Raw genomic sequence first — 5762 nt, 5'->3', positions numbered from 1 at the left:
ATCAGCGCCGTCAACCACCTGCTGCGCGACGATCAGGATAACGCCACAATTGGTATTATTCTGTGCAAGTCTAAAAAGCGCACCACCGCTGAATTTGCCCTGGATACTGTCCAAAACCCCATTGGCGTCGCCACCTATCAACTGAGGGAAGACCTGCCGCCCGCGCTTCAAAGCTGTCTCCCCACCGCCAAGCAACTGGAAATGGAGATTGATGCTGCATTGAGAGAGATAGAAACTGCGCCGAAGCATGAAGACCTATCCTAGGGCACTTACTAAACTTTGCTTAATATTGGAGTGCAGGGCAGTCTAAGGGTGTTAATAACGAGGTAGCCCCCTTTCGCCTAAGGATTGCAACTGCCCATGATGAAATCTGCCGTTTTGGGTCTGACGTTAGGGAGCCTGATGCCCTTTGCGATGTCCCCCACCTCAGCCCACGCGGAAGAGCATTACGCCACTTTTTTGGAGTGGTGTGAGCATCAAGCAGAGATCAGTCCGGCATCGCGCCATACGGTGCAGGCGGTGATGGGATGGATTCAGGCCGAAACCTGTCAGGACGCCTACACCAATCTGCTGTCGAGCACATCCCTGGAGGTGAGCTATGCCGATGTGCGTGACCTTCGGCCCATTGCGACCCTCACCCATCTGGAAATACTGACCCTGATGGGCAACGACATCGAAGATCTCAGTCCCCTGACCAAGCTGCAACAGTTAGTCACCCTCGTGGTGGGTGATAACGCCATTTCAGATCTGTCGCCGCTGCAAGGCATGACCCATCTGAAATCGCTGACCCTGAGCCATAACCAAATCCAAGACCTCACGCCTTTGGCGAATTTGACAGGGTTGGAAAGTCTGTTTTTGAGTGAAAACCAGATTCAAGATCTGCAACCTCTAGCCGGACTCACCCAGCTCGCCGGACTTGGCCTGGATTACAATGCCATCACCGATTTGACCCCACTCAGCGGCCTAACCCGCCTCTACACGCTTCATGCTGAGGGCAACCAAATTCAGGATCTGACGCCGCTAGCTGGGTTGCCCATCCTGGCAGAACTCTCTTTGCGCGAGAATCAGATCCAAGACTTGTCGCCTTTGCAGAATTTGCCCCTCACCTATGCACTGCTAGACAGCAACCAGATTACAGACCTCACTCCCCTCACGCAGATTGCCAGTTTGTCGTCCATTGGGGCGAGTGACAACGCTATCGCAACCATCCCCGATTTATCGGGGATGCCCCAGCTGATCAACTTGAGTCTTCAGGCCAATGCCCTTGAAGATCTGACGCCCCTCAAAACTCGCCCAAACTTACGATTTCTGAGGCTAGATGCCAACGCCATTCAAGATATTTCTCCCTTGGCCTCTCTGCCAGAGCTGCATACGTTGTCTCTCAGTAATGTGATCGATCTTGGGTATCGCCAAGGCATAGAAATACGAACCTTTCAGGGTAGTAATGCCATCACGGATCTCAGCCCGCTGCAAAACATTCCCTACCTATCGGAGTTATCCCTACAGGGCAATGCCGTGAGCGATCTCACTCCCCTAGCAGGAATGGAAAGCCTGGATATGCTCGATCTTTCTCAAAATAGCATCACGGATATTCAGCCGATTTCCACACTCTCCTATCTCATCACCCTGAACTTGGCTGGAAATCCGATTGCCGATTTTAGTCCCCTCGAAAATCTCGACCGACTCTCTGACCTCGACCTCAGTTTTACCCACCTCTCCGACCTCTCTCAGTTGCCGCCATCGTCCCAGCTATACAGCCTTACCTTGCGAGGCAATGGCATCACAAACTTAGCTCCCATTGCTCGGTTCTCTGAATTAACAGAGCTGGATCTGAGTGCAAATCAAATTACAGATCTATCTCCCCTAGCAACGCTTTCTACCCTAAATAATTTAGACCTAGCCAGCAACCAAATTCGCGATATTCAGCCCCTCGCATCTCTACCCAATCTGCGAAATCTTAGCCTTTTTGACAACCAAATCGCAGACATCAGCCCCCTAACATCTTTGCAAACTTTAAACGAGCTATCCTTAGCCTTCAATCAAATTCAGGATCTGAATCCCCTGTCGGACTTAACCGCCCTCTATCGGCTCTCGCTGGTGAATAATGAGTTGCGCGATGTCAGCCCCTTGGCCACACTGGTGAATTTGGAAGTTCTATACCTAGACGAAAACCAAATTACAGATATCCAATCCCTGAACACCCTCACCCGCCTCTTTGAGGTGACGCTGCGAGATAACCCAGTGGCGGCGGATGCTAACCCAGTTTGCCCCCTCACCCCTGCTACAATCTGCCAATTTTGAGAAGGTTCGGGCACAAATTCAACCTGAGGTGCGAAAAACGCTGCACTTGTTTAGCAATTTCAAACAAGCCTCAAAGCCTACCATTCTCGACCCAAATTGGCCTCGCGTAAAACTCGCCTTCGCCCGGTTCTAGCCGGAAGCCCCCCAGCAGCAGCCCCAACCACACCTGCACCAGGGGCCAGTCAAGCTGGGCCTGGAGCCGTCGCACCTCGATGGCTTCTGGGTTGACCTCAAACCAAGCCCGGATCTGCTCCACCCAAACGCCCACAGATTCATCGTAGGCCACAGCGATAGCCTGCTGGGCGGCCTCCATCTCATCCACCATCGCCAGCAGGGTGGCCTTGTCTACGGTGGTCACCACCGAGTCTTCCTCGTGAACCGACTCAGCCTTGATATGCTGCCGAGTCGGTAGCGCAACCATGTCCTCGGTATCAAGCTGCTGACTGGAGCGCACCAGCCCCCTAAGCCAGTCCTGGGCCAGCGTCGGATCTTCCGGGTCATAGACCGCTTGCCATTGCTCGAACAGGGCTTCTGCTTTGGCCTGGTGCAGAGTCGCCAGTCGTTCAATCACCGCACCCCCGACCGCCAGTTGGTCATGCAGATCCAGACCAACTAAAACGGGTTCAATCGCCTGCCAAAGCCGACCCAGGCTAGTGGTCTCTGGGTCAACCAAGGCCGCATCGAGGGTCATCTCTAGGGGCGAGGGTGTCATCACGTTGCCGTCACCACGAGTTCAGGCACAGCGGTCGAGTCAGAGACCCGTAATGGACACCCCTCAATGGGGCATTCGGTAGGCTCTAGGCGAATTTCAGCTTCAAACTGATGAATCTGGGGATAGCGCTGGTGAATTTCATCGAGCACCTGCACCAGGTATTGCTTCAACCGCCGCCCGGTGAGGCCCGCACAGTGCATGGGTCGCACGGCCAGCAGTTGTTGGTCGCCCTGCCAAACCGATGCTGCTACAGCGTGGACAGGACTATCGGCTCGTTTGGCTCGGTACAGGTAGAGATAGGCCGCCGGGGGGAAGTCCACCTCAATTTTCAGTTCATCCACCTTGACCTGATGCTGCTGGGCTCGGTATTGCTCTCGCCGCTGCACATTGACCTGGCCCCGATGACGGTAGTGGGATCGACGGCGGTGGCAGCGTGACGCAATCCAGCAATTGTCGCCCCCAGGGCCATGGCGGTCTTGGGCTTCCTCCACCGAAAGCTGGGCGCAGGCGACACATTTTGGATCAGGCTTGCGAGGCATCGGCTCAATCCCTGGCTCTGTCTAGGGTTTGGGCCATGTTGACCCGGAACCCCATCCTAACCCTAAGTTGTGTAATTTGTAGTGTAAGTCCAGGCGATGTGCCAGCACCCTCAATTAAGACCGCATGAGTCTAATCATGAGAATCGCTAGAACCCTTGAAACCTCGTTGTTTTTAGTTGAATAGTTGCGTTAAACGCAACTATTCAAAAACTGATAAGCATTGGATTGAAAAGGCTTTGAGGACTTATTAAAATCCCTAGACTAAGACTGGACTAAACTGGCCTAGGCTCAACCCTGGCTGTGGAATGTGCCAATCGCAGGTGAGATTGAACCAGGTGCGGAAATGGGAGCGCTGAAACCAGGTTTTTGGCTTAACATCTCAGACTTTTGGGCTACTGTTACGACCGCCAAAAGGCCCCAGTTTGGCTGCCAGGTCACCATACATATAAATAAGGTGTAAGCAGGGCCATGGGGGCGAGCAACTGTGTTTTAACCTCCCCCAGCGGGGATTCAAATATACTGATCTGAAAGAGTTTAGTCTTCCCATGCCCAGAGCCGTTCCAGCCATCGAGCTAAACCTTAGTGCCAAAACGCTGTGGCCCGCCCCAACTGAACTGGTCAGCCTGCGGTTTGACCTAGTGGCCGACGATAATTACGACCTCTACCCCCAGTACACCATTGGTCTGCACGCCTGGTTTTTGGGGCAGATTCAGTCCTTTGACCCAGCACTCTCGGCCCAGTTGCACGATGGCGAAACGGACAAAGCCTTCAATCTATCGGGACTGAGCGGCCAATTTTCTACCCAGAGCCGCAGTCTGCGCCTGCAAGCGGGGAAACCCTATCAGTGGTACGTGGCTGGCCTAACCAAACCCGTCGTGCAGGGGTTGGCCCAGTGGCTAAGGCAATTGCCGGAGGTCGTGGCCCTCAAAAATGCCCCCCTGACTATTCAGCAGGTGAGCCATGCCCAGCCGCCCACCACCTATGCCAAACTGGCCATTGTGGAGCCGGGACAGAGCCTCAGCCTGACCTTTGTGAGCCCCACCAGCTTTCGGCGCAAGGGGCACCACCTGCCGCTGCCCTGGCCACGTAACGTGTTTCACAGCTATCTGCGACGGTGGAATGAGTTTGCCAATCGCCCGGTGGATCAAGACGCCTTCCTTGACTGGGTAGACGACCATGTGGTCTTTCAGCGGCACGAACTAGTCAGCGAAAAGATTGCGGCAGGAAAACGCGGGTCGGTAACGGGTTTCACCGGGGCTGTCACCTATGGACTGGCGGGCAAGGCGGCTGAGAATCCTGAGTTTGAGCAACTGTTTTATACCCTAGGTCACTATGCGCCCTACTGCGGTACAGGTCACAAGACCACCTTTGGCCTGGGGCAAACCCGCCTGGGCTGGCACCTCAGCCAAGTCACCCCCCAAGCGATGCCCACCGCCCAAACCTTGCTGGCCAATCGCATTGATGAACTGACGACTTACTTTATCCACCAAAAGAAACGGACGGGCGGTGACCGTGCCCAAGACTCGGCGGAAACCTGGGCCACCATTTTGGCGCGGCGAGAACTGGGCGACTCGCTCCAGACCATCGCCGCCGATCTGGGTATCCCCTACGAAACAGCGAAAACCTACAGCAAGCTGGCGCGGCGAACCTTAAAAGAGAAAGCCTAATCGGGATTGGATAGAAGACTTTATCAGTAATAGATGTGATCCCTATGCAAATGGACGCAATGATTATGAGAACACTTATTTTTGGGTAAAGAATTGACTGCTTTTTTAATTGGGCACCTCGATTAATTGAGTATCCAGGGAATTGCCGTCTCAAAAAAGAACACAGTGAGACAGAAATAACCTTTCTACCGCACTGTGTCAGTCGTGATTAAAATGAATCTACTAGCGTCGTCTTATTGTCTTGATTAAAACAGTTTAATTCAGAACAGGCTCTCGTGTTTCCCAGAAGATGAAGCGCATAAAGTTATAGGTTAAGTTCTTCAGACCCAAGTTGACTTCAGCGCGACCTAAGCCGATAGACCTTAACAACTTTCCGCCCAGTTGCATGACCCACGCACCAAAGACATGCTCAACGTGACTGCGAGTTTTAGAGCGCTCTGTATTCTTTTCCTTCTGTTCTTCACTCAACGGTCGATTGCGATAAGGGCGTTCATGAATATGACTTGTCCAGTTTAAGAATGATAAGAGCCATTCGATTCCGGC

Annotated in this window: 6 protein-coding genes; 3 read left to right on the top strand and 3 right to left on the bottom strand. The window is 53.3% G+C overall.

Features of this window, described 5'->3' with window-relative positions; translation table 11 throughout:
• Positions 1-264: PDDEXK nuclease domain-containing protein (locus H6G62_RS25695; RefSeq protein WP_190500506.1), on the top strand; the 264-nt coding region annotated here is incomplete at its 5' end.
• A gap of 96 nt (positions 265-360) precedes the next feature.
• Positions 361-2301, top strand: coding sequence for a leucine-rich repeat domain-containing protein (locus H6G62_RS25690; protein WP_190500504.1), 1941 nt, complete (start codon positions 361-363; stop codon positions 2299-2301).
• Positions 2302-2371: 70 nt separating this feature from the next.
• Here the strand turns inward: H6G62_RS25690 and H6G62_RS25685 are convergent, their stop codons facing one another.
• Positions 2372-3016, bottom strand: a complete 645-nt coding sequence (locus H6G62_RS25685; protein ID WP_190500502.1) for a hypothetical protein — start codon at positions 3014-3016, stop codon at positions 2372-2374.
• Positions 3013-3552: a hypothetical protein gene (locus H6G62_RS25680; protein ID WP_190500500.1), complete on the bottom strand. Its 540-nt coding sequence runs from the start codon at positions 3550-3552 to the stop codon at positions 3013-3015. Before H6G62_RS25680 ends, H6G62_RS25685 begins: the two co-directional genes overlap by 4 nt.
• 545 nt (positions 3553-4097) lie before the next feature.
• Here H6G62_RS25680 and cas6 point away from each other — a divergent pair.
• Positions 4098-5219, top strand: coding sequence for a CRISPR-associated endoribonuclease Cas6 (cas6, locus tag H6G62_RS25675; RefSeq protein ID WP_190500498.1), 1122 nt, complete (start codon positions 4098-4100; stop codon positions 5217-5219).
• A gap of 255 nt (positions 5220-5474) precedes the next feature.
• On the opposite strand, the gene H6G62_RS28485 is transcribed toward cas6, so the two are convergent.
• Positions 5475-5762, bottom strand: a 288-nt coding sequence (locus tag H6G62_RS28485) for a transposase (protein WP_190500496.1), incomplete at its 5' end; no start/stop codon positions are given.

Origin of the sequence: Phormidium sp. FACHB-1136 (genome assembly GCF_014697375.1) — a bacterium.
GTDB lineage: Bacteria > Cyanobacteriota > Cyanobacteriia > Phormidesmidales > Phormidesmidaceae > Nodosilinea.
This window is presented reverse-complemented; position numbering and strand designations above follow the sequence as displayed.